We start from the raw sequence: 26,182 nt of genomic DNA, 5'->3' as shown, positions 1-26,182 counted from the left end.
AAGAAAAGTAAAATCGCCCAAAACTCTCTTCCTGTTCCCTGTTCCCTGTTCCCTATTCCCTGTTCCCTTGCCCCAACGACAATTTTTAACGCCCACCTACTTAGAAGATAAAGTAATTGTAGAGTAACTCATATAATATAGCTGTTATCTGTCTGATACCATACAAAAAAGCCGCAGACACTACACCCCTACAGTTTGCTAATTTGAAAACCGCTATAATTTTTTTAACCTAGAATTGCAATGAATCGCCAGTTAAAAATAGATAATTTATTATTGGGAATACTGATTATATTCGCATTAATACTTCGTGTTGGTGTAGCTTTAAAATTTCCCAATATATTTTGGGCTGATGAGATTTTCCAAACTCAAGAACCTGCACACCGACTTGTTTTTGGTAATGGGATAGTGACGTGGGAATTTAGAGACGGGATTCGTTCTTGGGTATTACCAGGAATTCTCGCAGGTATCATACGTCTTACTGCTTGGCTAGGAGAAGGTTCTTATGGATACTTACTAGGAATTAATATCTTTTTATCTCTACTTTCTCTCAGTAATATCTTAGTAGCTTATTTATGGGGAAAAAAGATAGGCGGAATAATTACAGCTTTTATTTGCGCGGGAATTTGTACTATTTGGTTTGAACTAGTTTATTTTAGTCCTAAAGCTTTTACCGAAGTTATAGCAACTCATTTATTTTTACCTGGTGTCTATTTAGGAATCTTCGGAAACCATTTTCAACTACGAAAGCGGTTATTTTTAGCAGGCTGCTTTTTAGGAATAGCATTAGCATTAAGAATACATTTTCTACCACTTATTGGCTTTGCAGTTATCTATATTTGTAGAAAAGATTGGCGGCAAAAATGGTTGCCAATGATAGCAGGGATGATAGTCCCTATACTTATCTTTGGTACTGTTGATGCTTTTACTTGGTCTTATCCTTTTCAATCTTTTTGGTTAAACATTTGGGTGAATGTTGTAGAAGGTAGAAGTAAACTTTATGGAATTTCTCCTTGGTATGAATATTTTATTTTCTTGCTGAAAAGTTGGTCTTGGTTCTCTATACCTATCTTAATTCTGGCTATTATAGGTTTACGTCGTAGCCCGATTCTAGGATGGTTGGTATTAGTTATTATTTTGTCCCATAGTTTACTGGCTCATAAAGAATATCGCTTTATTTATCCAGCATTACCAATGCTGATGATATTAGCAGGGCTTGGTACTGGAGAATTAGTTTTAAGTTTATCTCGCAGATGGAATTCAATCCCAAAATTACTAATCACTATATTACTTTGTCTTTTAGTTTGGACTTCTACTTCTGTGGCTTTATTGAGCCGCTTCAATATTTATAATCCGTTGACTTTTTCTACTTTTGGTACTAATTTAGAAGATACACATTTATATGGTGCAACTAATAATTTACTAGCTTTACAAAGTTTAAGTAAAGCAAATAGTATTTGCGGACTTGGGCTTTGGGGTATTCATTGGGCTTTATCAGGAGGCTATACCTATTTACATCAGAATGTTCCTATATATCCAGTAGAAGAAGCAGCAGATTTTGCAGAGTTAAAAGCAGGTTTTAACTACATTATTGGTAATCGTTCCATACCATTTCCATATCAAAACTATACTTTGCAAAAATGTTGGCAAGGAACTTGTATTTATAAGCGTCCGGGTACTTGTAGCCCAATTATAGAGCGTGATATTAATTCTGTTCTCAAAAAATCAGGAAATTAGTAGCCTCAGCAATTTATATTTAAAATTAGCGTTAATTATTAAAAAATTGTGAAAGCTATTACTCTCCTTGGTTCTACTGGCTCAATTGGTACTCAAACCTTAGATATTGTCGCTGAACACCCTGATAAGTTCCGAATTGTCGGATTAGCTGCGGGACGGAATGTGGAGTTATTCGCGGCGCAAATTCGCCAGTTTAGTCCCCAAATTGCGGCTATTTCTGCTGCGGACAAATTACCAGAACTCAAAGAAGCTATTAAAGACCTCTATCCTCAACCCATTTTACTCGCTGGGGAAGCAGGAGTGATCGAAGTTGCGCGTTATGGTGATGCTCAGTCCGTTGTAACTGGCATTGTTGGTTGTGCGGGTTTATTACCAACGATTGCTGCCATTGAAGCGGGTAAGGATATAGCTTTAGCAAATAAAGAAACTATCATTGCCGGCGCTCCTGTGGTGTTACCTTTGGTGAAAAAACACGGAGTGAAACTATTACCCGCAGACTCCGAACATTCAGCGATTTTTCAATGTCTGCAAGGTGTTCCTAAAGATGGTTTGAGAAAGATATTACTCACGGCTTCTGGTGGGGCTTTTCGAGATTGGCCTGTGGAAAAGTTACCAGAAGTGAAAGTTGCTGATGCTATTAAACACCCTAATTGGTCAATGGGGCGAAAAATCACTGTAGATTCGGCGACTTTGATGAATAAAGGTTTGGAAGTAATTGAGGCTCATTATTTATTTGGAGTAGATTATGACAACATCGAAATTGTCATTCATCCTCAAAGTATTATTCACTCTTTAATAGAATTACAAGATACTTCGGTTTTAGCTCAACTGGGTTGGCCAGATATGCGTTTACCTTTGCTTTATGCGTTATCTTGGCCAGAGCGAATTTACACTAATTGGGAAAGATTGAATTTAGTGAAATCTGGTGATTTAACTTTCCGTGAACCAGATCATCAAAAATATCCTTGTATGGGTTTGGCTTATGCTGCGGGTCGGGCTGGTGGTTCTATGCCGGCGGTTTTGAATGCGGCAAATGAGCAAGCTGTGGCTTTATTTTTAGAAGAGAAAATTCACTATTTGGATATTGCGAAGTGTATTGAATTTGTGTGCGATCGCCATCAAAATGATAACAAACAAAATCCCTCTTTAGATGACATCTTAGCAGCAGATAAATGGGCTAGAAAAGAAGTTTTCACAGCTATGGAAAAGGTAGCAACTCAGCCACAGATAATTTCTGTAGGGTAAACATCACAATAATCTTACACTCATCCTATCAGGTGCAGTGTAGGATTATTTTTTTTTAAATAATGTAAATTATCATAAAAAATAGAATATTCAACTAGTAGAATGTTATTATATACACTATAATCAAATCAGCATAAGCACTCACATCTGTCTGGGAATATTACAACCTCAGTCAAAGCCAAAGAGCGGTTTTTAGAGTGCAATTGATTTTTTTAAGTAAAATCACTGAAAAGTTCATATTATTCAATACTTGATAGACTATGGCTAAAATGCAACTGCATTTCAACGGTAATTTTTCTCTCAAAAAAGAAGAAATTAAGAGAATACTTGATGCTGCTTCTGAAAAGGAAGGCTTAAAAGATACTTTACCAAATCTGATGACAAAAACAGGCTTAGGTAATGCCAAAGTTGGCAAAATTAAAAGTTGGGCAATTAGAGCAGGTTTAGTTAAAGATAATTATTTAAGTCCAGAAGGAAAAATAATTTTAAAACATGATCCTTATTTAAAATCAATTACTACTGATTGGTTCATGCACTTTTATTTAAGTTTTGGTAATCAGGGTTTAAATAAAATCCCAGAAAATCCTGCTGAATGGGGAGGTTGGACTTATTTTATTTATACTTTTTTACCAGAAAATTCAACTTTTAGTAAAAATGATTTATTTCAAAATAGTATTCCTATATTTGAAGAACCAGATAAAGTCATTCCTGAAAGACTCAAGTATGTTTTAAGAGCTTATGTTGAACAACAAGCATTAGCTAATTGTCAATTTATCCAAGAAATCAAAACAGATACATATAAAATAGGGAATTCTAAGCTTCCTAATACCTATTTGATAGGTTATTTCCTAGCTAAACTGTGGGAACGAGATTTTAGTCAGGAAACTTCTGTATTAACTGATGATATTTTTTCTCAAAAGATGGGAATTATCCCTGTTTTAGGTATTCAATCTGAAACTTTACAAGACCATCTGAATAGGATGGAATCTTTAGGAATTATTGAACAAAGACGCACAGTTTCACCTTATCAAATTATCCGTCGTTGGGATAATCCTTTAACTTTATTGGAGAAAGCTTATGTTAACAATAAATAATCTCTATCTTAAAGATGCTAAACCAACTGATTCTCCTCATTTACTATTGTGGGATAACCCTAACGGTTTAGAAATTCAACAAATTTTATTTAACAATAATGCTCAACTTATAAGTTATAGAGATAACTTACTAAGTAGAATTAAACCTCAGCAAAAGTTTTTAAGTTTTCAAGATAAATTAGGGCAAGAATTAGAGGAGATTAAAAAATTTTCTACAGACACTACTAAACCAATTGTGTTGTTGAAAGATATGGATATTTTAATCACTTATCTTTACAGCTATCCTCAATCTCCTCTTAGTTTATTTTGGAATAATTTAGCAAATATGAGACATTTACAAAGTATTTTATGGATTATTTTACCTACTAAACTAAATCCCCCTACTTGGAATATAAACCGCTTTCAAAAAGTTGACCATTAGTTGACAATTAAAATAAATTACAACCAAACAAGAGAAAAATTTCAATAAAAAAGAGTTAAAAACTATGAAAATTAGAGAAATTGTAAAAGTTAATGAATCAGGAATGGTAGCTAATGCTGTTGATTTTAATATGATGGCTAATCCTGATAAAAATTTACGTTTGTGTGAAGGATTTGTTTTTAATTATGATACGATTAATCCCAAAGCTTTTACATTAGGTGTGCTTGATGCAATTTGTAAGAGTTATCATAGTCAAAATCAACCTAATATTCATTTATTTGTACAAGATTATGGTAAGGGAAAATCTCATTTTGCTTTAGTTACAGCTAATTACTTTAAATTACTACTAGATACTGCTGAAGTTGAAGGAATATTAAATCAAATTAAAATTGCATCAGGAAATAATCTAGTAGAAGATTTAAAAGCTTACAAAAGACGCAATAAGCAACATTTAGTAATTTGTATTAGTGGAGATTTAGGAACAGATTTAAGACAAATGTTTTTACGATCTTTACGTCAAACTTTAGAAATAGAAGGAATTACTAATTATTTAGCACAACAACTTTGTGAAAAGCCACTTAAATATTTAAAGCAATTAACAGAAAATCAAAAGAAAATTGCTAATGATTATTTAGAATTGCACAGCCATCAAAGAGATGTAAACAGTATTATTGAGTTATTAGAAGAAGACAACTATAAAATTATTTTTATTGTCAAAGAAATAAGTAGTGAATTAAACAATGGGTTTTCTATCGATTTTGAAACAGATTTAAGTATTGAGACAATTTTACAAGAATTAATTAATAAGTTATGTTCAGGAGATGCTGCCAAATATTCAGGAATTTTAATTTTATTTGATGAACTTAATTATTATCTTAAATCATGGGCAACAGATTCAAGTGCTGCCGGAGGAGCGTCGTTACAAAGTATTACTAAAGTTTGTGAGAATAATAAAGGGAAAATCGCTTTAGTTTGTTTTACCCAAATTCGTCCTTCAAAATCTATTCCTAGCCAATCAGCGGATGATTATAACAAACTAGTTTCTCGTTTAGAAATTGCTGAAAGCACTTATGAACCTGTTTCTAGTTTAGAATTAGTAATTAAAGGATTATTAGAACAACAAATTAATACTGATTCATGGAATCAATTTTTTCAAACATGGAGGGATACTCTATTAGCTGATAGTAGAAATTCTCATGAACACAGAATTAGTATTTATCGTGAAAGACAGTGGACATTACAAGATTTTCAAATAAATATTACTCTAGGTTGTTTTCCCCTTCATCCCCTTAATAGCTATTTACTTTGTAACTTAGATTTTACCCAAGGACGCACGGCAATTCAATATATAAAAGAAGATGTAAAAAAGTTTATTAATTCTCAATTCGTTGAAAAAAATAGTAAATTAAATTATCTTCATGCTATTTCATTAGTTGATGCTTTTTCTGAATTTTCTCATACTGAATTTTCTCGTCACTATTCAGAATATAAAAAAGCTTATGATACTATATCAGCATCAGCTACAGAAAACGAAATTGCAGTTTTAAAAGGACTTTTTCTATTTTATGTTAGTCAAAATAAACTTTATAAACCTGAATCAGAAAAACATGATGTTATTATTAGTGAATTAACAGGTCTGTCTTTAAAAGAAACTAAGGAGACTTTAGATAAATTAGATCAACAAAAACAAGTTATTCATCATAATACAGGAGATAATACTTATCGTTTTTATTCTGGTAGTAATTTACTAGAAGTTCGGCAAGAAATAGAAGAAGAAGCGAGTAAACAATCTGACAGAATATCTGTTAATTTAGCTGTCAAACATTGTAATGAGAAAATCGAAACTTATTTAAACAGTATAAATATAAATGGAACTCATTTCATTAATGAGAATCAGTTACTTAATGATGAATGGTTTTTTGAGTATAAGTTTTATAATATTCCTGATTTTAAACAACAAGTATTAAATGGTTATAAAACTTTAGATAATATAACAGGAAAAGGAATTTTTGCTTATATTTTATCAGATACTCTTGAAGAATTACAAAGCTTTCGTTATGAAATTAATGAACTATTATCCACTTCAAGAAATAAGGAATCTATTGTTGTAGCCATTCCTGAACAACCAGTTAATAATATTTGTCAAGATTTATTAATGATAGATATTATGCGAAGAAAAAGTACAATAGAAAAACAAGATTCAGGAACAGCTTTCACACAACTAACTAAGCAAATACAACAGAAACTTGAAAGAGAAATTAAACAAATAATTGCTCCTAATAATTGTAACTATTATTGCATCAGATTAGAAGAATTAACTACTCATCAACAAAAAAATCATCAAAGCATTGTTAGTCATCTTTTACAACAACTGTATCGCTTTGTTCCTCCAATTGCTAAAAATGATAAAATGGCTTTAAAAAGTCCTTCAGGAAGTACAATAATTGGTTATACTGCTAACCGTTTACTAGAAGATGATCTTAATTCTAATAAATTTCCTAATCAATCTTATAATACTTTAGTTGATCAAGTATTTCTCAATAATTGGGGCTTATTTAAAACTACTTTACAAAAATATTCAGTCCAAATTCCTACTAATAAAAATGTCAGAGAAGCATGGGACAAAATAGATCAATTAACAGCTTTGGGAGATAAAGCTAAAAAATATGTTCTGATTTCTAAAATTTGGCAAGAATTATCTGCGCCACCTTTTGGATATAATGAATATACATTTACCATGCTGTTTTCTGCATGGATAGTTTATCATCGGAGTGAAGTAATTTTAAAAGGAACTTTTGGGTTAATTAAGAAAAAAAATCCGTCCTATATTGAAGAAAAAGCAATTAAAGATTGGGTAGAAACTAATGTATTTGATAAACCCAAAGATTTTGTTAACAAATGGATTTTAGGCTCAAATACAAATCCTCAATTAATTCGGCTTCGAGCTATTGCTTGTCCTAAAATAGAACCAATATTAAGTTATAATCAAGCTAAAGAATTAATCTCCGACATTGATAATTTTATTAATTCCGGTGATCCAGATCAATCCAAAGTACAAGAAATTCAACCAAAAAGAAAACAAATTTTAAGCGAAATTGAGAAAATAAATAATTGGTTTAAAGCCGTAGAAGAGACAGAAAACTTATTTAACAATGGAGATGAAATTGAGCTAAAAAGTTTAACTGAAATCTATCCTCGTCTTCAACAAAAATTATCTAAAATAATTAATCTTACTCAATCGAATCAATCTGATAATATTGTAGTTAATCCTGCTCAAAAGCAACGCCAACGTCAAAATGATGCTTTACAAATTGTTCTGGATAAAATTGAAGAAATAATTATTGATTTAAGTGAAAAATCAGAATCTTTACAAACAGAAGAAGAATATGGGCGTTATCAAAGTGATATTGAAGCAGCAATTAAACAAATAACTGATATTTTTTCACCTACTCATAATTTAATTCACACATTAAACTATTCTCTTGATGTTGCTACGAGAAAATTTGCTGAAATTAAACATCAAGCTGAGATAAAAAACAGTTTAGAGAAAGTTGAACTTTTCTATAAATCTCTTAGTAGTAATGCTAGTCAAGATGATTATATTAAAGCTATTAGTGAAATAAAAAACTTAGCGAATAATCTTGAAATTGTCAAACAGCACAAGCTTTATCAGGGAATAATTAAAGATATTGAAACTCAACTAAATAATTTAGACATAAATCTTAAAATTTGGGCAGAAAGATTAACAGATATCACTAAAACTGAAGCTCTTCAATTATCTCAAGAAGTTAGTCAGCAACAAAATCGGTTTACTCAACCTAAATCTGCTCAAAAAGTTAAACAAATATTAGAACAATTAAATCCAATTATTTTAGAAATTCAAAATCAAGAAGAATTTGACAGTCGAAAGCAGCAACAAGATAATAAAATTATGGATGCACTACGTCAAAAAAATCCAAAATTCTTAAATACTATTATCTTATGTGAGCAAGGAATTGAAGAAATAGCTACTTTACACCTTCAGCTTAACTTTTCTGAGCGATTTTATACAGAAATTGAACAGCTAACTAATTCTATCAATAATAAAGTTTCTAGCTATATAAAAGAACTTGAGGAATTGACAGAAAATTTAGCTGAAGTTAGAACTAATCAAGAATTAAACCAGCTTTATACTAAGTTGGCTAAATTAGAGTTATTTTTTCAAGACTCTAAGCATTATCTAACTTGCCAGCAATTACAGCAAGAAATTGATGCTTTAAGACAGTTATTCCAAATTACTCAATCATCGCAATATAATACAATTGAAACTTATCAGAATCAAATACAACAGTTAACAGAATGGTACAAAATCATTAAAAATGATACTCCTAATTTACAAGTTAAATATGACCAAAGTAAATCTAAACTAGAACGAAAAATTAAAGCCATTGAAACTCAATATCAAATTGATACTAAATTATGGTTAGATAAATTACAAAAAGAATTTAATCAAATTGATCAAGAAACAGAAGATAAAAAACTCAACTTAATTGATGAATTACTTAAAAACATTAATAATACTCAAAATATAAATATTGATTATTTAAGTAATTCAGATAAAGAATTATTAGAAACAATTAAAAATCAATGCCAAAATATACAAAATGACAGTCAAGAGAATCAAATTATTAGTTTATTTACACAACTTTCTCCTGAAAGACAACAAGATTTATATTTAAAATTAAAAGAATATTTATCTATACAAGAGGATATTAATGAGTAAAATTATATTAGATCCTACTGGCTTATATCAACCTCTTTCTGACTATATTGTTATCACTACAGAAGTAGAATGGGTACAATATTTCACCCTTGAACATGATAATTATTGGATTAAAGGTAAAACCCTTTGTAATTGGACAGAAGAATGGTTAAGAGTATGGAAAAAATCAGATTTAGTAATTGAGAAAAAACAACACCCACGTCCAAAATTAGCAGCTATACTTGATCCTTTATCTATCCCCTGTAATTGTGATGATCAGTATATTTTAAAATTAGCTACTCAGCTTGATAATTATGCTTCAAATCATCCTCTTGAATCTTTATTAGCTGATATAACTAATACTGAAGAAAATTTTTGGTTAATTAATCAACTATCAATAAAACATTTAGCTGAATGGTTATGTGTTCAAGTTCCCCAAGACTATCAAATATTTGAGGATGTTTGGAAATATCAAATTAGTCAAAATCATAATCATGATCATTTACTTAGTTATTATCAAACTGAGAATAAAAATCAACTTTTAAAGAATTGGTTAGGTTTAACTATAGATTTGAATTTTATTAATATACTAGGTAAATATCCTCTAAATATTCCTAATTCTTGTTTAGAGGAATTTAGAAACTTTTGGGAACAAAAAATTTATCAAACAGAAGCTAAAATTTTAGATAATTTGATTTTACATCAAGAACCTGGTAATAAAATAATTGCTTCCATTGCTTATGATTTTTTATTAAAACAACCAATTTGGATAACTCAAGAAAGAATTAGTAAAATTAGTTTATATTTAAGTAACATAGAAAAATCTCAATTAGAGCAAAAACTACCTCCACTTCAACCTTTACCCTTATCCATTAATGCGACTCCTGAAGATACTTTAAAATGGGTAACAGAATCTTATTTACCCTTTAGACGTTGGGAGACAACAATTAACGATACTCCTAGAGAACAACAAATTAGCGAACAATTAGCAGATAGTTTTGTTAACTGGATAGTAAAATATTACCCAGAATTAAAAATTGATAATGTAGAAAATTCATGTTTGAATTATAGTGTAGCATTTCAAGTTCAAGAATTAGCTAAAGACAATCCTATTCTTTGGATAGTTGTTGATGGTTTAGGATGGTTAGATCATCAGCAACTAATTGCAATTTTAACTAAGAATAATCAACTTTCACTAGAAACAGATATGAAACCTTATTTTAGTATTCTCCCTACTAAGACTGAATATGCAAAATGGAGTCTTTATTCTCAACTTTTACCGGAACATTCGTCTTGGACACCTAATGCAAAAGACGGTTTTTCTATGGTAAAATCAGGAAATCGTTATACAGATAATAATAAACATGAGTTAAATCAAGATTTAAAAGAAAATAAATATCAAATTTATTGCTGGGATACTGATCAATTAGATGAACTTTATCATCAAGAAAAAGATTGGAACACTCTATATAAAGTAGAAAGGGTCAATCGTTTAGAAGGAATTGCTAGAAACATTCAGCACTACTTAGAAGAATATAACAGTTCGGAAGAATTAAAAATTGTTATTGCTAGTGATCATGGACAAATGATGGGAGAAGTACAAAAATTATCTAATTGTCCAGCAGAATTAAAATCAAAAGGTAGAATGGGAATTGGTAAAACTGATGATCCTCGTTTTGTAGTTCTTGAAGCTAGACGTTTTGGACTTCCCCATGATATTAGTATTGTGAGAAATTCCGATTGTATTAGTGCGTTTTTTTATACAAAAGATAAAGAAATTATTGGTTCTCATGGGGGATTATTTCCCGAAGAAGTTGTAGTAGGATTTTCAGTTTTAAGTAAATCATTAAAACGTTATCCAGTTATAGTAACTTGTAGTGGAGAAGGTAAACCTAAACAACCAGGAGAATTAATAATTACTATTCATAATCATAATTTAGCATCCTTAACGCATCTTTCTTTATATATTAATGAATTACGAGAATTTAAAACAGGAAAAATCTTAGATATTACTATTAAACCTCATGATAAAATTACTCATAAAATATTTATTAGTGAATATCCAGAATTACCACCACACAAGAATGAAACAACTATTAAATTATCCGGTAAATTAACTTTTCTTTTTGCTAATAATCATTCAGGAGAATCAAATATTGATTCAGAATCATTCATTAGCATTCAACAAATCTTTAGTAGCGGTTTTCAAGGTGATTTAGATGACTTTTAATTACGACAATGATTTAATCACTCAAATATTTCAATCATTAAGTATTGATAAAAAACGTTTACCATCAAGTGGACTAACCACTTTAGGTATTCCTAGTTTTGTGGGTGAATGGTTACTAGATAAAATCGTTCCGGGAATGGGAATTTTAGATAATTTAGAATTAGAAAAAATTAATAATTTTGTCCAAAAAGCATTTCCTAGAAAAGATGATCAAGAAGTTATTAAATTTAAACTCACACAACAAGGAGAAATATATAAATTAATCGCACTACTTCAAGTAAGAATAAAATTGGAATCAAACTCTAAACAAATACCTGAACCATTAGCGAATATTCCTGTTTTGAATTTCTCAGATTGTGAAATTTCTACAGATATTGTCGAACGTTATCAGATGCTACTTAGACAAGGAGTATGGGGTAAGATTACTTTAAGATATGGTAATTCTCAAGTCTCAATTATTGATTTTGATCCTTTTCAGTGTTCTGAAGTTAACCTGAAAACTTATGCTGAATATCGTTCTGAATTTACCACAGAACAATGGCGAAATTTGATGTTTTGTTCAATGGGTTTTAATCCCGAACATCCAAATTATAATTATCGCTCAAAAACCTGGATGTTAACTCGTTTAATTCCCTTAGTTGAACCTAATTATCACATCATAGAACTAGCACCTAAAGGAACAGGAAAAAGTTTTGTTTATGAAAACATTAATAATAAAGTTTCTGTTATTAGTGGAGGAAAAGTAACTCCTTCACAATTATTTATTAATGGAAAAACTAAAGAAGTTGGTTTATTAGGACGTTATGATGTAGTTGTTTTAGATGAAATTCAAAGTTTAACATTTGACAATCCTGATGAAATTATTGGACCGTTAAAAACTTATCTTGCTAACGGACGTTACAACCGTTCAGGATTTGCTGATATTGCTAGTGATTGTTCCTTGGTGTTATTAGGTAACATTGAACTTGATGAATATCAACGTCCTAAAGATAAATATAATTTAATGGCTAAGTTACCTAAATTTTTCTCGGAAACAGCTTTTTTAGATCGTTTTGCTGGTATTTTACCTGGTTGGGAAATTCCTAAATTTAAAAGGGAGATGATTGCTAATCAAATCGGTTTAAAAATGGACTTTTTTGGGGAAGCATTATTATCTTTAAGGAAAGATGGTAGTTTTTACCAATATGTTCAACAACATACTCAATTTGATGATCATACTACCATTAGAGATCAACAAGCAATTCTCAAAACAGCATCAGGATTTTTAAAATTACTTTATCCTCATCTTGAATTAACTTTACAAGATTATCAACGTGATTGTTTAGAACCTGCTAGAGAACTTCGTCAACAAATTAGAAATTTACTCTATAACCTAGATGATGAATTTAAGCAATCTGAAAAAGATATTTATGTTGATGTCAAATGATTTTATTAATTTAAATATAAAAGCCAATTTTCATCAAATTATGGGTATATTTTCAGTAAACTTGATTAACTTTAGACTAAGGCATTGCTAACTTACCTAAGTATCTTAATGGGTTCGCAGCAAGGGATACAAAAATCAAATATTAGTCCTATATGTCTGTAAAAATTTCTTAATAAAGTGAATTATTTTTTGATTCTGAGATATAATTTACTCTTTATTCAAACATAAGAGTCAATTTCAAGGATTTGAATATATGATCATTACTTTAATAGTAGCTTGGATAGTATTTGTCATCCTCTGGAAATTAGTAAAAACTACCGTCAAAACGGCAGTTACCTGTGGCGCTATCGTTGTTTTATTATACTTTGGATTTGGTGTTACTCCCCAAGATATTTGGCATCAAATCACCCAGTTTGCTCAAACTTTCTCACAAACACCAGTAAGTAGATAATTAATTCAAGTGATTTTAAATGCCTAATCTTACTTGCGAGATGCTGAAATTTTCGCCAAAGCATCTTGAACCGCAGGTGGTAACTGTCGCATGATTTTACCTTTTTCCCGATCTAAAGCCACTAACGTCACTTGGGCAGTAACATATAAATCCTGACCATCAGTAGAAACAATAGTATAGTCCCAGTTAAGCCGTACTCCTGTCACTTCAGCCATGCGTGTTTTTACTATGACTGGCATACCTAATTGCACCGACCGATGATAACGGATTGATAACTCCACAACAGGTAAATCACAACCTAAAGCCACTAAATCAGCAAATTCAATGCCTATAGAGCGCAAGCATTCTACCCGTGCTTCCTCCATCCAAGTTAAGTATGTACCATGCCAAACAATACCAGCATAGTCTGTGTGGTGTGGTTGCGCTCTGACTGGATATTCAAACCAATTTTCAAAGGTAACATTAGTAACACTTTCAATGGCACTAGTGGGTGGTAATTTGGGTTGGTTTATTTCTTGAGACATCTGAATAATTTTTTGAGCAATACAATAAAAAACTGATAAAACTTTGTAAATTGGTCATTTGTACACCATCGTTAATTTTACCAGATTGTCAAGACGTTGCATGAAAGGTCCATGATTAAGAAAATTTGAGCAATACTTGTACAAGAAGGATGATAGACAGAACTTACAAAAATGATGATTCAACTTACAAATACGGCATTATTAGACTGGACTGGTGATACTTTGGCGATCGCCTTATTTGAAGATGCAGTCGAGTTAACGGGCGATTTAGCGACTCTAGATGATAAATGCGGCGGAATTCTCAAAGAATTGATTGCTGAAGAAGAATTTACTGGAAAAGTCAATAGCACCATCTTCACAAGAGTCTCTGCTGGTAATTTAGTGCGGAAGGTGATTTTAGTCGGTTTAGGTAAACCAGATGGGCTGCAACTAGAAACCTTACGCCGTGTGGCGGCTACAATAGCGCGGACTGCTAAAAAGCAAAAAACTAAAACTCTGGGAATTAGTTTACCACTGTGGAACAATCACCCAGCCGCCACAGCCCAAGCCATAGCCGAAGGTTTAGAATTAGCACTTTACCAAGATACGCGCTTTAAATCCGAGCCAGAAGATAAAGGTCCCAACGTTGAAACAATTGACTTATTCGGTTTAACAGGACAAGAAGCAGCTATTACCCGCGCCAATCAAATTGTGTCTGGGGTAATTTTGGCACGGCAGTTAGTAGCAGCCCCAGCTAATAGTGTTACACCTATTACTATGGCAGAAACTGCTCAAGCGATCGCTCACGAATATGGCTTACAACTGGAAATTCTCGAAAAAGAAGAATGTGAAAAACTAGGTATGGGAGCATTTTTAGGAGTCGCTCAAGCTTCTGATTTACCCCCGAAATTCATTCACCTAATCTACAAACCAGCCACCACACCCAAACGCAAACTCGCAATTATCGGTAAAGGTGTAACCTTTGATTCCGGCGGTTTGAACATTAAAGGTGCTGGTAGTGGCATTGAAACCATGAAAATGGATATGGGTGGTGCTGCGGCTACTCTCGGCGCTGCTAAAGCTATCGGCCAATTAAAACCGGATGTAGAAGTTCACTTTATATCAGCCGTTACTGAAAACATGATTAGCGGTAAGGCTCTGCACCCAGGAGATATCTTAACAGCATCAAATGGCAAAACCATCGAAGTCAACAATACCGACGCAGAAGGGCGTTTAACCCTGGCTGATGCCTTAGTTTATGCTGATAAATTGGGTGTAGATGCGATCGTTGATCTAGCTACTCTTACAGGTGCTTGTGTGGTGGCTTTGGGTGACGATATTGCCGGTTTATTTACACCTGATGATGCTGTTGCTTCCCAACTACAAACAGCCGCTGAAACCGCTGGTGAGAAAATCTGGCGGATGCCTATGGAAGACAAATATTTTGAAGGGATGAAATCGGGTATTGCGGATATGAAAAACACCGGACCCCGTTATGGCGGTTCTATTACTGCGGCTTTGTTCCTCAAGCAGTTTGTTAAGGATACTCCTTGGGCGCATTTAGATATTGCAGGTCCTGTTTGGGCTGATAAGGAAAATGGCTATAACGGTGCAGGTGCTACCGGTTTTGGTGTCAGAACTTTGGTTAGTTGGGTTTTGAGTTAATTTAATTTCACCTAAACAGGGCGGGGAAACCCCGCCCCTACGGTTTCTGTATGGGAGCTAGATAAAAGTGCGATCGCTCAAAATAGCATATTATTAGGCTAGGTGTAACCTGTATTCCATAACTTCATGCCTTTCTCTGATTTCACTAATCCTTATAAAAATCCGGCTGACTTACCAGAAAAGTATCGTCAGGATATAAATCTACAGAAATTATTTAAAGCTGATGGTTCTTATGTGCGTCCAGCAGAAGACCCTGTGACAATGTGGGCGCTTCAGATTCTAGTAGAAGAGTACGGCGTTCCACTAGAAGCAATGGAACTAGAAATAAGTGCAGATTTTGCCGAGGGAACTTATCAAGGTGGACGACGCTATCTAGGACGGGCAGACGTTGTAGTTTATGATGACCGTTATGCTGACTCTGTAGGTAATTTGGATGTAGCCTTTATTATGGTAGAGGCTATGGAACCAAATAAAAAAGTTGGTGGAACTGAAGCGGAAGGTTGGGTAGAACATCTTAACCGACTCAATGCTTACATGAGTGCTTCACCTTTTGCCCGTTATGCAATTTTAACCAGTGGTAAACACACAGATATCTATCATCGTGATCTTGACTACCCACGGAAGTTAGAAATAATTGGTAACTTACCTAAATATGAAAGCACCCGTGAAGCTGCAACCCATAGTCCTTATACTGTAATTTTAAATCCTAGTGAAGCAGATGGGATTCAAACCGGACTCACACCTCTATCCCGTGATAAGTTTCGTGAGGTTTTGGGAGATACCCGTTCTGGATGTCATTCTATTCTCAGAGATAACGAGGGTTTGCAACCACAAGAAGCAGTTGATGCAATGGTTAAATTTTTGTTTGCTAAGTGGTATGACGAACAAGCAACAATTGACTTGGTAAAGCAAACAGGAGAATCACGGGCTTATGTATTTAGTGTCAGTAATGAAACTGACCCAGAACGTTTATTAGTTCAAGTCAGAGAAACTTTTGAAAAAGCGAAGCAGTGGGAACGGGACACACTAGCGCAAAAATTTGGTGATGATTTGGGTGTGAGGTTGGCTTTTAATGAAGCTGATGTTTTGCAATTCAAGCCTCATACGACAATGGAAATAGTTAAGCGTTTACAGCCTTGGAGTTTGCGGAAATCTTCAGCAGATGTCAAAGGTGGAGTATTTGAGGACTTTTTAAGTAAGACTTTCCGCGATGATTTGGGGCAATATTTCACACCTACACCTGTAATTAATTTAATGGTGGGAATTTTGCAACCAACAGTAAATGATTATGTTGGTGATCCTGCTTGCGGTTCAGCGCGGATGCTAACTCACGTTTTGGATTATGTGCGTAAACAGGAATATACAAAAGCAATAGCAAATAATGGTGGTAGTGCTGAAGGGATAAATCCTGAAGAACCAACGGAAGAGTTTATCAAGTTTCGAGATAATCATTTATTTGGGGCTGAATATTCTCGAAATGTGATGCACATAGCGCGAGTTAATACTTTAATGAATGGCGCACAATATGCCGATTTAAAAGTAATGGATTCGCTGGAAAGATTGGGTAGTATTACAGGAGGAATTACGGAGGGACTTCCAGAACGTCCTGGTTTTTATCTGGGAGGTTTAACGATGATTTTAACTAATCCTCCATTTGGTTCTAAGTTGACAAATGAAAGTGTTTTAAAGGACTTTGCTTCACGGGATGGAGTGACAAAGAAAAATGGCAAACTTGTTAGAAGTATTCCTGAAGAAGTCGCTTTTATTAATCGTTGTCTTGAATTTTTAGCACCAGGGGGAAAATTAGCAATTGTTTTACCTGATGGAGTGTTGGCGAACAGTTCAATGCAGGACGTTAGAGATTGGATTTTACGCTGGGCAAGATTAAAAGCAATTGTGAGTTTACCACAAGAAACATTCAGACCCTATGGTGCTGCTGTGAAAACTAGCGTGGTTCTTCTAGAAAAGCGTGATATAGCTTTGACAGCAGAAAGTCAGCTAGAAATTGAGCAGGATGATAAGATTTACATGGCTAGGATTGATGATATTGGCTATGACGCATCTGGTCGTATTTCTGCCGCAAAAGATGAAGTTAATGAACCGCCAGAAGTAAAGAAAGCAATTACAGATTTAGCTGGGTTATTAGGAAGGTAGTTAAATGGAAAAAACTATAGTTAATCTTTCGCAGTTACGTCAAAAAGGTGTCTGGAACTTTGAACCTTACTCACAAGTTGTGACAGGTGCAATGGCTCAGTTAGAGAAAAGCCCCTTTCCAGTGGTTAAGTTGGTAACTGTAGTTGTTGAAGGAACTACTAAGCGTGGTTATTCCGTGACTGGGCTTGAGAATGTTGACGGTATTCCTTTACTCTCAATACGTAATATTTCAGCACAGGGTATTAATCTTAATCATGTACGCTATCTAAATCCAGATGATCATAAGAAACTTGAAGCAACTCAAGTTCATAAGGGTGATGTGCTGGTTAGTTTAATCATGCGTCCAGGGATAGCTGCTGTTTACGAATCTGACGAACCAGCCAACATAGATACACACCTTGCAAGATTGCGCTTAACAGACAAGATTGATCCTGCTTACCTAGCTTTCTATCTTAATTCAGATGTTGGTCAAACCCTGGTTCACTCCCTTTCAACTGGTAGCATTCAACCTATGTTAACTATTACTGCTCTAAATGATTTGCCTGTGATGCTTCCCTCTCTAGATGAACAAAAACGAATTATTTCAGAAGCACAACGATTGACACAAGAGGCAGGGAAATTATCTAAAGCTGCTGAGGATTGCCGTGCTGAAGCCCATAAGCTTTTTGGAAAGCTATTTCAAGGGGCAGTGTAAATGATTCATGCTTGCTACTTGACTGTTTTTGAACAGCCACAGGAGGAATTAGAAAGAGCCTTGTATGATCTTTTCGATGACTTGGGTGCTGTATACGACGAATATGAGTCAGTACCTGTAAATCCATTAAATAATCAATATGAATTGCAAGCAGCAGTTACCCAAAATTTTGAGTTTCTCTTAAATGTACATTGGCAATCCGATATCAATTCTCATACTTTAATAACTTTTGACGTTGAAATGGCAGTTCCGGTTGAACCTATCGAACTTGAGAAGGTTTTAGCACAGGCAGCAGAAACGTATTTTCCTAAATTAATACTTGTTTATAACTCTTATGGGGATGAGAGAAGTGAGAGATTATTCCCTTTAGTAATGAATTTTGAAAACGCAGTCAGAGAGTTTATTATATCTGTAATGCTCAAAAAGTATGGTTCTTTCTGGGAAGATACTCTTGATAGATATATAGAAGATGCTGAACAAAATCTTGAAAAATATAAAATGAAATATGGCTATAAATGGGAAGATAGACTTAAAAAATATAAAGAATGTAAGAGTGAAGCATTAAAGAATAAGGAAAATGAAGCTAACTACCAGCAACATAATCCTCTACTTATGCAGTGGCTTTATTATGCAGATTTTACAGATTTATCAAAAATGATTAGTATAGTTGATGACTTAGAAGGAGGTTATAAGCTATCAAATTCACCTCAGTCAATTTTTGCTAATACTGTTAATAAAAATACACGAGATACAATCACGAAAAAAATTAATGACCTCCGTGTATTAAGGAATAGGCTGATGCACGGACGTTATCTAACAGGGGAGAATGAAGAGTTAATTAGATTGATTTGTAAAGAGTTTCAAGAGCTAATTATTCAGCCAGGATATATTAATAACTTTGAAAGTCGTAGGCTAACTGAAAACTAACTAATTGATAGAAGATAATAGATGTTAGTAGAGGAAGAGGTAACATGAAGGAGGGTAGTAAATACCAGCCACTCCTAGACTTTTTGTATAGCAGTGAACAAAATGAAATAACTTTATCATTTGTTGAAATCGAGAGTTTAATAAAAGATTCCTTACCCAATTCAGCAAAAAGTAAACGGGCATGGTGGAGTAATCGCAGCAAAGGCGCATTACAAGCTTCTGCCTGGATAGAAGCAGGATATCGGGTTGAAAATGTTGATTTTGATCAGCAATGTGTTACTTTTCGCCAATTTACTAATAGCAAACAAGTGCAACTTGTAGATGGGCAAGTGGTATGGAATAGCAAATCAATCAAGGCATTACGTCTCCAAATGGGTTTAACACAAGCAGAATTTGCAGCACAATTGGGTGTGCGGCAAGCAACAGTGAGTGAATGGGAAAACGGAATCTATGAACCAACTCGCTCAACGTCAAAACATTTAGAATTAGTTGCTCAGATGGTTGGATTTACACATCAGGAGGAAAGCTAAACTTTCTAAGTTAATGTTTGACATTTATTCGGTTAACGTATATTGTCAGAATAGCATCTGCTTCTGGCAACTGTCAAGCATGAATATAAAAAACACCAAACCCAAAGCCCTCTTCCTCTCCCCCGACGGCAAAGTATACCCCGACAGCCTAATTTGCACAGGTATCATGCCCGCAGAACTAGACGGTAAACCCTGCCCCTATTCTCAAAACAGTCAATTTCCTGGCATCAAACCCCTAAAATCTGAAGACGCAAATTACACCATAGACAAAGGAAAACCAGGCGACCTTTGCCCCACCTGTGCCAAACAACAACTTGCAAACCTGGGACACTGGCAAGGTTACAGAAATCAAAAATTCCCTGAAGAACTACTATTACTGCGCTTGTTCAAGTGTCGAATGTGGCTATGGCTAGTCGTCCCCGGACTGCATGACCATGACGCAACCCAGCTTTTACCGCCACGGCTATGAAACGAGAGTGTTTATAAGCGATGAAAACACACTCACAGCAACCCGCCAACAAAACTACAAATATTGTCAGAAGCCAGCAAATAAGTTTCCGACGCTTGCTGCTGACTTCCGGCTTCCTAAGATAAGGAGACATTCACCATGATAAAACCAGTTGTTACCCAAAATCATCCTTGGGTCATAGTCAGAACTGTAACAATTACCGAATCTTACACCGTCGCCCGTTTTGCTAACCGCCAAGATGCAGAAGACCATTTAAGATTTTTGCGTCGAACTATTCCCAACGGTGGCTTTGAGATCATGTTTGAGTCGCCAGAAGATGTAAAAGAAAACCTGAATATTGAATTACTGACTATCAGCCAAAAAAAGGGTGTAAATCGTGAGTTTTGATAATGTTTGTAAAATCCTAGCTGAAAAATATCCCCTTGATTTTGCCAACTGGTTGCTACCGGAAACAGTTGAAACAATCAAAGTCTTAAAAACCGAACTTAGCATTGAACCAATTCGCGCAGATTCTGTTATTTTGCTGCAAACGAAAAACAGAATCCTACATCTAGAATTTCAGACTAACACCAAATCAGACACTCCCATTCCGTTAAGAATGTTAGATTATTTTGTCAGATTAGTTAGACAATATAATCTGCCTGTCACCCAAGTAGTGATTTTCTTACAAGAAACAAGTAATGAAATCGCGTTTACCGAAGCTTATATTGATGAAATGACAAATCATCGCTATCGAGTAATCCGGATGTGGGAGCAAGATTCAGATTTATTTCTCCATAACCCAGCATTGCTTCCATTAGCACCATTAACAAAAACCAATTCCGCACCAGGGTTATTATCCCAAGTAGCCACAGAAATTGCTAAAATTGCAGATGTACCAGCCAGACAGAATACCGCTGCTTACACAGAGATTTTAGCAGGTTTACGATTCGAGAAAAATCTAATTCGTCAATTATTGAGCGAGGATATTATGCAAGAATCTGTAATTTATCAGGATATTTTGGAAAAGGGAGAACAAAAAGAAGCTTTTCGTTTCTTGAATCGCCAATTAAATCGTCGCTTTGGTGAAATGGATTCATTCATAGTTGAACGAATTCGCTTATTATCTACCGAGCAATTAGAAGTATTAGGAGAAGAGTTTTTAGATTTTTCTGAAATATCTGATTTGGTTGCTTGGTTAGATCAAAACCATTAAATAATTACGGATAAGTCAGTGGGCAATATAAATTTAGATGTTGCCCTTTTTTGTCAGCATTCTTGGTAAGATTATAAATCTTATCAAGAATATGTCAAATGATTCTAGAGTAATCGCTTATTTGTATAATTTAACTTAATTGCTTTGTAGCTAGTTTATGCGAGAGTAATAGAGTTATAGATTATCTAGTTGCGATAAAAGTCTAGTTTCTTATGGTTTTTTTTAGAATTTTCAAATTTTAAGTATTGCAATCTGATAAAATTTGTAAGGTTTCTATAAGCTCTGAGCAATGGGATCGACTGGTGTAAGGATCGCAATTGACGCAATGGGGGGAGATCATGCACCCACTGAAATCGTCGCCGGCGCACTGCGGGCGCGCGAAGAATTGGGTGTAAAAATATTATTGGTTGGTGATCCCCAACAAATTGAGGCTGTGATGCCGCCAAAAACTAATATGGCGGATTTAGAGATTGTTCCTGCCGAGGATGCGATCGCTATGGATGAAGAGCCTCTCAACGCAGTTAGACGTAAGCGAAAAGCTTCCATCAACATAGCGATGGATTTAGTGAAAACGAAACAAGCAGATGCTGTATTTTCTGCCGGTCATTCTGGGGCGGCGATGGCATCAGCTTTACTGCGTTTAGGAAGATTACCGGGAATTGACCGCCCAGCAATTGGCACAGTATTCCCTACCATCAAAGCCGGTAAACCAGTAATGATCCTGGATGTCGGCGCTAATGTAGACTGTCGCCCTAAATTTTTAGAGCAGTTTGCAGTTATGGGTTCAATTTACAGTCAGTATGTTTTGGGAACAGAACAACCCAAAATAGGTTTATTGAATATTGGCGAAGAAGATACTAAAGGTAACGAAGTAGTTCTCCGCGCCCACCAATTGTTAAGGGAAAATACTCAAATTAATTTTACTGGTAATGCGGAAGGGCGTGATGTATTATCCGGTGAATTTGATGTGATTGTTTGCGACGGCTTTGTGGGTAATATTTTATTAAAATTTGCCGAAGCAGTCGGCGGTGTAATCCTGCAAATTCTGCGAGAAGAATTACCCCAAGGGCTACATGGTCAAATCGGTACAGCGATTTTAAAACCCAATTTAAAGCGCGTTAAACAGCGCATGGATCACGCTGAACATGGAGGCGCTTTGCTTTTAGGTGTCAGCGGAATTTGTTTTATTGGTCATGGTAGTTCCCAAGCACCATCTATTTTTAGCGCCATTCGTATGGCTAAAGAAGCTGTAGATAATCAGGTGTTAGAAAGACTCCAATCTCAATATCAAATTCTCCAGAATGAAAGCAGTTAGCTATTTGTTCTCAAAAGTAGAGATACTACGCTAACAGCCATTTGTCATTTGTCATCCGATTTGAGATTTCGGATTTTAGATGAAAAATTACGATTTTTTATAAATCTAAAGTCCCCCGTCTCAAATTGGAATTGTCATTGGTACTCGTTATTAATGCTTACAAACAAGACAACTGACAATTGACAACTGACAATTGACAACTGAGGAGATTAAGAGTGCAACATTTTTTGAGCAGCGGCATAGCAATCATCGGCAGTGGTTCAGCAGTCCCAGCAAATTGTTTACATAACCAGGAACTAACTCAATTAGTAGAAACATCAGATGAGTGGATCACCACAAGAACAGGCATTCGTCAACGGCGGTTAGCATTGCCCCCCGACTCACTCACATCATTAGCTACTGCTGCTAGTCAAAAGGCTCTGGAATCCGCCGGAATTACAGCAGCAGATATTGATTTAATTTTGCTGGCCACTTCTACCCCTGATGACCTATTTGGAACTGCTTGCCGTGTTCAAGGTGAATTAGGTGCTATCAAAGCAGTCGCCTTTGACTTAACTGCCGCCTGTTCTGGTTTTGTGTTTGGTCTAGTTACCGCAGCACAATACATCAGAACAGGTGCTTACAAAAATGTACTCTTGATTGGGGCAGATATCCTCTCCCGGTGGGTAGATTGGCAAGATAGACGCAGTTGTGTATTATTTGGTGATGGCGCTGGAGCAGTTGTATTACAGGCCAATAAGAGCGATCGCTTATTAGGATTTTGCCTCAAAAGCGACGGTTCTCAAAATCATTTTCTCAACCTCCCCTATAATGCTTCCACCGAAGAACTAACACCAGATATTCACGTATCTACAGGCAAATATCACCCGATTACCATGAACGGGAAAGAAGTCTACCGCTTTGCTGTGCAGAAAGTTCCAGAAGTTATAGACAAAGCCTTATTTGCAGCTAACCTGAAAATTGAAAACATAGATTGGCTCGTATTACATCAAGCAAATCAACGCATTATCAATTCCGTTGCTGAACGCTTACATATTCCAGAAGATAAAGTCATCAGCAATGTCGCCAATTATGGTAACACCTCCGCCGCATCTATTCCCCTAGCCTTAGATGAAGCAGTCCGAGAAGGCAAAATTAAAGCAAATGATATAATTGCTACATCTGGCTTTGGTGCAGGACTCTCCTGGGGTGCAGCCATTTTTCAATGGGGAAGATAAACAATTGATAATTGACAATTGACAATTGACAATTGACAACGAACAACCGACAACTGACCACTGACAACTGACCACTGACAACCGACAAATGACTAAAACTGCATGGGTGTTTCCCGGACAAGGTTCTCAAGCACTGGGAATGGGAATAGACTTGTTAAATCTACCATTAGCCAAAGAAAAATTTATTCAAGCTGAGGCAATTTTGGGCTGGTCTGTCACAGATATATGTCAAAGTGACATTGAAACTTTATCAAGGACACTTTATACCCAGCCTAGTTTGTATGTAATCGAAAGTATAATTGCTGATATATTGCGGGAAAAAGGACAGCGACCAGATATAGTTGCAGGTCACAGTTTAGGAGAATATATCGCTCTTTATGTAGCTGGTGCCTTTGAATGGTCTACGGGTTTACGCTTAGTCAAACGCCGCGCTGAATTAATGGATAGTGCTGTTGGTGGAATGATGGCCGCGCTCATGAATTTTGACCGAGAAGAATTGGAAAAAGTCATTAGCGAAACACCTAATGTAGTTTTAGCAAATGATAATAGTGCTGCTCAAGTTGTAATTTCTGGAACTCCAGAAGCTGTACAGATTGTTATGTCTCAAGTTAAAGCTAAACGAGCTATCCCCTTAAAGGTTTCAGGAGCATTTCATTCACATTTAATGAAAGCAGCCGCAACGGAATTTCAAGAAGTTCTAGACTCCGTTGTTTTTCAGTCAGCAACTGTCCCCGTTTTATCCAATGTAGACCCAGTTCCCGCAATAGGAGCAGAGATTTTAAAACAGCGTCTTTCTCAACAAATGACAGGTTCTGTGCGGTGGCGAGAAATTTCTTTGCAATTACCAGAAAATGGTATTGAAAAAGTTGTGGAAATTGGACCTGGTAACGTTTTAACAGGTTTGATTAAACGGACTGCTCCTGGCTTAATGTTAGAAAACATTCGTAATGCTGCTGAGTTACCTGCATAGATAATTTCGCAAATTAATTTAAACTTAAATAAGTCTTTTTGTAGATGACATTGGCAACATAAACTTTCTATGTTGCCTATTTTTTGTCTAAAGATTTATTTAATAAACTCCAGTAATTTGTGAAGGGTTTAAGTGAGATAATGACAAAAAATCCACCTTACATTTCCTGAAAAATGCTCAAAAATTGACGTAATAAACCTACAAAAAAAACTAAAAATATTCATGAATACAGTTCACAAAAACACCGATATATGAAAAAGTATCCCAGGATTTTAGTCCTTAGTTACTGTTTGGGACCACTTCTGATCATAGTAACACACTTAGGAGCTTTCGTTCCCTTGATCACAGGATTATCATGGAAAAGTATTCTTTGGGGAGTTGCTCTTTATGTAATCAGAATGATGAGTATTACAGCCATATACCATCGGCTCATTATTCATAAATCCTATCAAGCTCCGGCGATCATCAAATGGGTTGGCAGCATTATTGCCTGTTCTTCAGGACAAATGGGCCCTAACTGGTGGAAAGGTCATCATATTCAAGGACACCACAATAACTCCGATAAACCAGACGATAGCCACTCTCCTCATACACCGTTTCAAGGTTTTAAAGGCTTTCTTTGGTCGCAATGTGGATGGCTTTTATCTCGAAACTTTTTTCCCCCCTGCCTTCCTGCTGATGTGGAAGCAGACTGGGTTCTTAAAACCATAGACCGGTTACACTTTATTCCTATGATCCTATTAGGGGTAATTTCTTTCTGGATAGGTGGGTTGGAGTTTCTCGGTGCTTTCTTCTTAAGTACGATGATACTCTTCCATTGTGTCGCCTTTGTCAACTCTCTTTCTCATATATTTGGAGACAAGCCCTTCGTCAGCAATGATTATAGCTGCAATAACTGGTTTGTAGCACTACTTACATTTGGTGAAGGGTGGCACAATATGCACCACGCATTTCAGTGGTCAGCCCGTCATGGCTTCTCCGTTAAAGAAGGCAAAGTTGTCTACTTAATAGATCCTACCTACGGATTTATCCGACTACTAGAAAGACTACACTTAAGTTCTAATCTGAAACTACCCTCTGAAGCAGAACTTTTGCAAGCAGCAAACAGAGTCAGTACAGTAAAAAAATGACGGTTAATGAAATGTGAAAAAGTTGACATAGAAGTGGTGTGTGTGTCAATTTTAAGGTACAAATATTACCA

21 protein-coding genes are annotated in these 26,182 nt (G+C 35.1%); 20 read left to right on the top strand and 1 reads right to left on the bottom strand.

The genetic code is table 11. From position 1 onward, the window contains the following. Positions 1 to 240: 240 nt before the first annotated feature. The 8 genes from FJR04_RS04950 (at position 241) to FJR04_RS04915 (ending at position 13,342) form a co-directional block, all read left to right on the top strand. Positions 241 to 1,734: a mannosyltransferase gene (locus FJR04_RS04950; RefSeq protein ID WP_168492344.1), complete on the top strand. Its 1,494-nt coding sequence runs from the start codon at positions 241 to 243 to the stop codon at positions 1,732 to 1,734. 48 nt (positions 1,735 to 1,782) lie between these two features. Then, the gene (locus FJR04_RS04945; RefSeq protein WP_168492342.1) at positions 1,783 to 2,979 is read left to right on the top strand and encodes a 1-deoxy-D-xylulose-5-phosphate reductoisomerase; all 1,197 of its coding nucleotides are present in this window, start codon (positions 1,783 to 1,785) and stop codon (positions 2,977 to 2,979) included. Positions 2,980 to 3,239: 260 nt separating this feature from the next. Continuing rightward, positions 3,240 to 4,073, top strand: coding sequence for a DUF4007 family protein (locus FJR04_RS04940; RefSeq protein WP_168492340.1), 834 nt, complete (start codon positions 3,240 to 3,242; stop codon positions 4,071 to 4,073). Further along, positions 4,057 to 4,494 carry a hypothetical protein gene (locus FJR04_RS04935; protein ID WP_168492338.1) on the top strand — a complete coding sequence of 146 codons (438 nt, stop codon included), beginning with the start codon at positions 4,057 to 4,059 and terminating at the stop codon, positions 4,492 to 4,494. The genes FJR04_RS04940 and FJR04_RS04935 overlap by 17 nt, the downstream gene beginning before the upstream one ends. Positions 4,495 to 4,558: 64 nt before the next feature. After that, complete coding sequence (locus tag FJR04_RS04930; RefSeq protein ID WP_168492336.1) at positions 4,559 to 9,256, top strand: hypothetical protein; 4,698 nt, start codon at positions 4,559 to 4,561, stop codon at positions 9,254 to 9,256. Then, positions 9,249 to 11,465, top strand: a complete 2,217-nt coding sequence (locus FJR04_RS04925) for a PglZ domain-containing protein (RefSeq protein WP_168492335.1) — start codon at positions 9,249 to 9,251, stop codon at positions 11,463 to 11,465. The genes FJR04_RS04930 and FJR04_RS04925 overlap by 8 nt, the downstream gene beginning before the upstream one ends. After that, positions 11,455 to 12,891 carry a BREX system Lon protease-like protein BrxL gene (brxL, locus tag FJR04_RS04920; RefSeq protein ID WP_168492333.1) on the top strand — a complete coding sequence of 479 codons (1,437 nt, stop codon included), beginning with the start codon at positions 11,455 to 11,457 and terminating at the stop codon, positions 12,889 to 12,891. The genes FJR04_RS04925 and brxL overlap by 11 nt, the downstream gene beginning before the upstream one ends. 253 nt (positions 12,892 to 13,144) lie before the next feature. Then, complete coding sequence (locus tag FJR04_RS04915; RefSeq protein WP_168492332.1) at positions 13,145 to 13,342, top strand: hypothetical protein; 198 nt, start codon at positions 13,145 to 13,147, stop codon at positions 13,340 to 13,342. Between the two features lie 29 nt (positions 13,343 to 13,371). On the opposite strand, the gene FJR04_RS04910 is transcribed toward FJR04_RS04915, so the two are convergent. Continuing rightward, on the bottom strand, positions 13,372 to 13,866 hold the full coding sequence (locus tag FJR04_RS04910; RefSeq protein WP_168492330.1) for a thioesterase family protein: 495 nt from the start codon (positions 13,864 to 13,866) through the stop codon (positions 13,372 to 13,374). Between the two features lie 171 nt (positions 13,867 to 14,037). Here FJR04_RS04910 and FJR04_RS04905 point away from each other — a divergent pair, with 171 nt between their 5' ends. The 12 genes from FJR04_RS04905 (at position 14,038) to FJR04_RS04850 (ending at position 26,111) form a co-directional block, all read left to right on the top strand. Further along, positions 14,038 to 15,510 (top strand): leucyl aminopeptidase, encoded by a 1,473-nt coding sequence (locus FJR04_RS04905; RefSeq protein ID WP_168492328.1) that lies wholly within the window; start codon positions 14,038 to 14,040, stop codon positions 15,508 to 15,510. Positions 15,511 to 15,636: 126 nt separating this feature from the next. Then, complete coding sequence (locus FJR04_RS04900; protein ID WP_168492326.1) at positions 15,637 to 17,664, top strand: N-6 DNA methylase; 2,028 nt, start codon at positions 15,637 to 15,639, stop codon at positions 17,662 to 17,664. 4 nt (positions 17,665 to 17,668) lie between these two features. Continuing rightward, entirely contained in the window at positions 17,669 to 18,358 is a 690-nt protein-coding gene (locus FJR04_RS04895; protein WP_168492324.1) for a restriction endonuclease subunit S, read from the top strand. Beyond that, complete coding sequence (locus tag FJR04_RS04890; protein WP_168492322.1) at positions 18,359 to 19,285, top strand: hypothetical protein; 927 nt, start codon at positions 18,359 to 18,361, stop codon at positions 19,283 to 19,285. 44 nt (positions 19,286 to 19,329) lie between these two features. After that, positions 19,330 to 19,815 (top strand): DNA-binding transcriptional regulator, encoded by a 486-nt coding sequence (locus tag FJR04_RS04885; protein WP_168492320.1) that lies wholly within the window; start codon positions 19,330 to 19,332, stop codon positions 19,813 to 19,815. 79 nt (positions 19,816 to 19,894) lie between these two features. Then, the gene (locus tag FJR04_RS04880; protein WP_168492318.1) at positions 19,895 to 20,284 is read left to right on the top strand and encodes a hypothetical protein; all 390 of its coding nucleotides are present in this window, start codon (positions 19,895 to 19,897) and stop codon (positions 20,282 to 20,284) included. A gap of 138 nt (positions 20,285 to 20,422) precedes the next feature. Next, positions 20,423 to 20,671 carry a hypothetical protein gene (locus tag FJR04_RS04875; protein WP_168492316.1) on the top strand — a complete coding sequence of 83 codons (249 nt, stop codon included), beginning with the start codon at positions 20,423 to 20,425 and terminating at the stop codon, positions 20,669 to 20,671. Continuing rightward, positions 20,661 to 21,479: a DUF4351 domain-containing protein gene (locus tag FJR04_RS04870; RefSeq protein WP_168492315.1), complete on the top strand. Its 819-nt coding sequence runs from the start codon at positions 20,661 to 20,663 to the stop codon at positions 21,477 to 21,479. Before FJR04_RS04875 ends, FJR04_RS04870 begins: the two co-directional genes overlap by 11 nt. A 289-nt stretch (positions 21,480 to 21,768) precedes the next feature. Continuing rightward, positions 21,769 to 22,794: a phosphate acyltransferase PlsX gene (gene plsX, locus FJR04_RS04865; RefSeq protein WP_168492314.1), complete on the top strand. Its 1,026-nt coding sequence runs from the start codon at positions 21,769 to 21,771 to the stop codon at positions 22,792 to 22,794. Between the two features lie 215 nt (positions 22,795 to 23,009). Continuing rightward, positions 23,010 to 24,011 carry a beta-ketoacyl-ACP synthase III gene (locus FJR04_RS04860; RefSeq protein WP_174763500.1) on the top strand — a complete coding sequence of 334 codons (1,002 nt, stop codon included), beginning with the start codon at positions 23,010 to 23,012 and terminating at the stop codon, positions 24,009 to 24,011. An 88-nt stretch (positions 24,012 to 24,099) separates the two neighbouring features. Further along, on the top strand, positions 24,100 to 24,981 hold the full coding sequence (gene fabD, locus FJR04_RS04855) for an ACP S-malonyltransferase (RefSeq protein WP_168492312.1): 882 nt from the start codon (positions 24,100 to 24,102) through the stop codon (positions 24,979 to 24,981). A gap of 251 nt (positions 24,982 to 25,232) precedes the next feature. After that, the gene (locus tag FJR04_RS04850; RefSeq protein ID WP_168492311.1) at positions 25,233 to 26,111 is read left to right on the top strand and encodes an acyl-CoA desaturase; all 879 of its coding nucleotides are present in this window, start codon (positions 25,233 to 25,235) and stop codon (positions 26,109 to 26,111) included. Positions 26,112 to 26,182: the final 71 nt, after the last annotated feature.

It is taken from the genome of Anabaena sp. UHCC 0204 (assembly GCF_009711975.1).
Lineage (GTDB): Bacteria > Cyanobacteriota > Cyanobacteriia > Cyanobacteriales > Nostocaceae > Dolichospermum.
The sequence above is the reverse complement of the archived record's forward strand: the minus strand, read 5'-3'. Positions and strand labels throughout refer to the sequence as shown.

Bases quoted from the DNA above. Each gene is read 5' to 3' on its own strand.
- FJR04_RS04930 (WP_168492336.1), top strand. From the start codon at position 4,559: ATGAAAATTAGAGAAATTGTAAAAGTTAATGAATCAGGAATGGTAGCT.
- FJR04_RS04940 (WP_168492340.1), top strand. From the start codon at position 3,240: ATGGCTAAAATGCAACTGCATTTCAACGGTAATTTTTCTCTCAAAAAA.
- FJR04_RS04915 (WP_168492332.1), top strand. From the start codon at position 13,145: ATGATCATTACTTTAATAGTAGCTTGGATAGTATTTGTCATCCTCTGG.
- plsX (WP_168492314.1), top strand. From the start codon at position 21,769: ATGGGATCGACTGGTGTAAGGATCGCAATTGACGCAATGGGGGGAGAT.
- FJR04_RS04900 (WP_168492326.1), top strand. From the start codon at position 15,637: ATGCCTTTCTCTGATTTCACTAATCCTTATAAAAATCCGGCTGACTTA.
- FJR04_RS04875 (WP_168492316.1), top strand. From the start codon at position 20,423: ATGATAAAACCAGTTGTTACCCAAAATCATCCTTGGGTCATAGTCAGA.
- FJR04_RS04885 (WP_168492320.1), top strand. From the start codon at position 19,330: ATGAAGGAGGGTAGTAAATACCAGCCACTCCTAGACTTTTTGTATAGC.
- FJR04_RS04850 (WP_168492311.1), top strand. From the start codon at position 25,233: ATGAAAAAGTATCCCAGGATTTTAGTCCTTAGTTACTGTTTGGGACCA.
- FJR04_RS04895 (WP_168492324.1), top strand. From the start codon at position 17,669: ATGGAAAAAACTATAGTTAATCTTTCGCAGTTACGTCAAAAAGGTGTC.
- FJR04_RS04925 (WP_168492335.1), top strand. From the start codon at position 9,249: ATGAGTAAAATTATATTAGATCCTACTGGCTTATATCAACCTCTTTCT.
- FJR04_RS04890 (WP_168492322.1), top strand. From the start codon at position 18,359: ATGATTCATGCTTGCTACTTGACTGTTTTTGAACAGCCACAGGAGGAA.
- fabD (WP_168492312.1), top strand. From the start codon at position 24,100: ATGACTAAAACTGCATGGGTGTTTCCCGGACAAGGTTCTCAAGCACTG.
- FJR04_RS04935 (WP_168492338.1), top strand. From the start codon at position 4,057: ATGTTAACAATAAATAATCTCTATCTTAAAGATGCTAAACCAACTGAT.
- FJR04_RS04910 (WP_168492330.1), bottom strand. From the start codon at position 13,866: ATGTCTCAAGAAATAAACCAACCCAAATTACCACCCACTAGTGCCATT.
- FJR04_RS04905 (WP_168492328.1), top strand. From the start codon at position 14,038: ATGATGATTCAACTTACAAATACGGCATTATTAGACTGGACTGGTGAT.
- FJR04_RS04880 (WP_168492318.1), top strand. From the start codon at position 19,895: ATGAATATAAAAAACACCAAACCCAAAGCCCTCTTCCTCTCCCCCGAC.
- brxL (WP_168492333.1), top strand. From the start codon at position 11,455: ATGACTTTTAATTACGACAATGATTTAATCACTCAAATATTTCAATCA.
- FJR04_RS04950 (WP_168492344.1), top strand. From the start codon at position 241: ATGAATCGCCAGTTAAAAATAGATAATTTATTATTGGGAATACTGATT.